1 protein-coding gene is annotated in these 2435 nt (G+C 62.5%); it reads right to left on the bottom strand.

Going from position 1 to position 2435, the window contains the following annotated elements:
• Positions 1–107 precede the first annotated feature (107 nt).
• Entirely contained in the window at positions 108–1892 is a 1785-nt protein-coding gene (locus ABZ374_RS48390; protein WP_360325191.1) for a reverse transcriptase domain-containing protein, read from the bottom strand.
• Positions 1893–2435: the final 543 nt, after the last annotated feature.

The raw sequence follows: 2435 nt of genomic DNA, 5'->3' as shown, positions 1-2435 counted from the left end.
GAGTACTGGTGGGCCGTTGGCGAGGTTCCTGCGTGTGCAGGCCCTTTTCCAACGGCCCCCAGCCCAAACGACGCATGCGACTTTCACCGCACGTCGCTTTCCGGTGACTACTCCGTGAGTGCCGAGACAGGATTTCTGCCGTGGATGTCCGCGTGGCAATTTCCGCAGACCACAAGGGTTTTACGGTTCCGCGCGGCCATGAGATTCGCCCACGGTGGCCGGTGTCCCGATCTTCCGAGGTCGGCGAGTTTGGCGACGTGATGAACTTCCACCTCGTCGACGTGCCCGCATACCTCGCATCGCGCGGCGAGGAGCCGGGTGACCAGTTCCTTGCGTTTGATGGTGACCAGTGCCGGTCGACGGTCGGTGAGGACCGTCTTCTTGTTCTGTCGCAGCGGGATTCCGCCGAACCGTCCGACCAGTGGCTTCCTGTCGGCGCGTTCGACGCGGGCCTCGAAGCACTTGCGCCGCCCGTACGGTGTCTCGATGGTTGTCGCGTATTTGCGGGCCATCTTCGACACCGACGAACGGTGCTTGTTGGCGAGCGTCATCAGCATCGAGGTCTCCATGACCCATTGCAGACGGGCGAGTCGAAAGACGTCGCCCGCCATCAGGTAGTACTGGACGATGCCGCGGTACTCCGACCCGTAGGTGCTGATGATGACGTGGTCGTCCTGGTTCAGCAGTTCGGGTCGACGCGCGGGTTTGCCGCGTTCCTTGTACCGGGCTTGTTTGGCGGATACCACCGAACGGGGAACACGCAGACTGATGGTCCCATTGGCAGAACGCCGTCTGCCGGAGACCTTGCGGTCGTTGTGAAGCACGGTGATGTCGTAGCCGAGGAACCGCGCGGCCCCGGTGCGGGCGTGCGTGATGAGTGTCTTCTCCGGCGACAGTTTCAGCTTGAGGTCGTCACGCAGGAATTGCGCCAGACGCTCCTTGATTTCCTCGGCCTCCGCCTTTGGTCCGGCGAACCCGAGCAGGGTGTCGTCGGCATAGCGCACATACCTCAGCCGCCGGTAGCCGGGATCCTGAGTATCCATGCTCGGCATGCTGTGGAGTTGCTTGCGCAGTTCCCGCACCTTGGTGTGGTCGCCACGCTTGCGGGCGCTGCCCATGGCCGACCACACCCGGCGAAAGGCGCGGTTCGGCTTCCTGACTCTTCCTCGGGTGTATTCCGGGATGAGAACCTTCTCGACGTACTCGTCCATCTTGTGCAGGTAGATGTTGGACAGGATCGGCGAAACGACACCACCTTGCGGACTTCCGCTGTGGGTGGCGTTCCAGACCCAGTCCTCCATGTATCCGGCCTTGAGCATGTTCCACACCAGCCGCAGGAACCGGTTGTCGTGGATCTTCTCGCCCAGGATCCGGAGCATGACCGAATGGTCGAGCCGGTCGAAACACTGAGCGATATCCCCCTCGATCAACCAGGCCGAGCCCGTCCAGGTGTTGACCACATCGCGCAATGCGGTGTGGCAGCCTCGGCGGGGACGGAAACCGTGGGAGGAGTCGGAGAACGTCGGCTCGTAATACGCCTCAAGGAGCAGGCGGATCACCTCGCCGACGAGCTTGTCGCTCCAGGGCGGCAGGCCGAGCGGTCGCAGTTTCGTACTGCCTCGCCCTTTCGGGATGTAGACCCTTCGTGCCGGGCTCCACCGGTAGCGCTCGTGGCGCAGCGCGTCGATGACGTGCTCGATCTTGCCCAGCGACATGCCGTCCACGGTCTCTCCGTTGACCCCGGGCGTCATCGCTCCCTTGTTGGAGTACAGACGCCCGTAGGCCAGTAGATACAACTGCGGATTGAAGAGCTGTCGATACAGTTCATTACACGACAGGCCACGCCTGCCGCGTTCACGGAGGACACCCAGCACCGTTTCGGCGCTCTGCATTACGCATACCTCCCGATCCTTGAGTGCCCGATCACCTGGCCCCCTTCGCCCGATGCGGACGGCTTTCCCGTCCTCCTTGGCCGGTCGTGATTCCGGCGACTACTACGGGGCCTCCGTCGCCATAGGAAGATCTCTTCCTTTAGGCGATCCCATGTTCGTCCTTGTCGTACGTCATAGCGTGATTTAGGTGCCCCACTCATTCCCTTGAATGCCCTCGCTGGGCATCGCTCCGCGCTCCGGAGGTTGCGTCGGTCATGGCACAAAACCGTCGCAGGGTGCGGCGCCGGTGTCGGGTATCTTTCCGGCGGACTCGACCTTCAGTCTTCTGGGAATTGGGGTTCAGGCAATCCAGCTTTCACCGTGTCACGCGGGTCCCGCGATACCCCGCCTCCGATACCTGAGCCCGGTCATCGCTTTCCTGGCATGCTTCGGTCCCATCACCGTTTCCGGATTAGGTAAGCCATTGGACCCAAGAACCTCCCTCCAAGTTCCTCCCGACTGAGTCGGGGATACGACAAGGCGCCTCATGGCGCACTGCCACCG

This window comes from Embleya sp. NPDC005971 (assembly GCF_040629175.1).
GTDB lineage: Bacteria > Actinomycetota > Actinomycetes > Streptomycetales > Streptomycetaceae > Embleya.
This window is presented reverse-complemented; position numbering and strand designations above follow the sequence as displayed.

Coding starts and splice junctions, on each gene's coding strand:
- ABZ374_RS48390 (WP_360325191.1), bottom strand. CDS start 1,892: ATGCAGAGCGCCGAAACGGTGCTGGGTGTCCTCCGTGAACGCGGCAGG.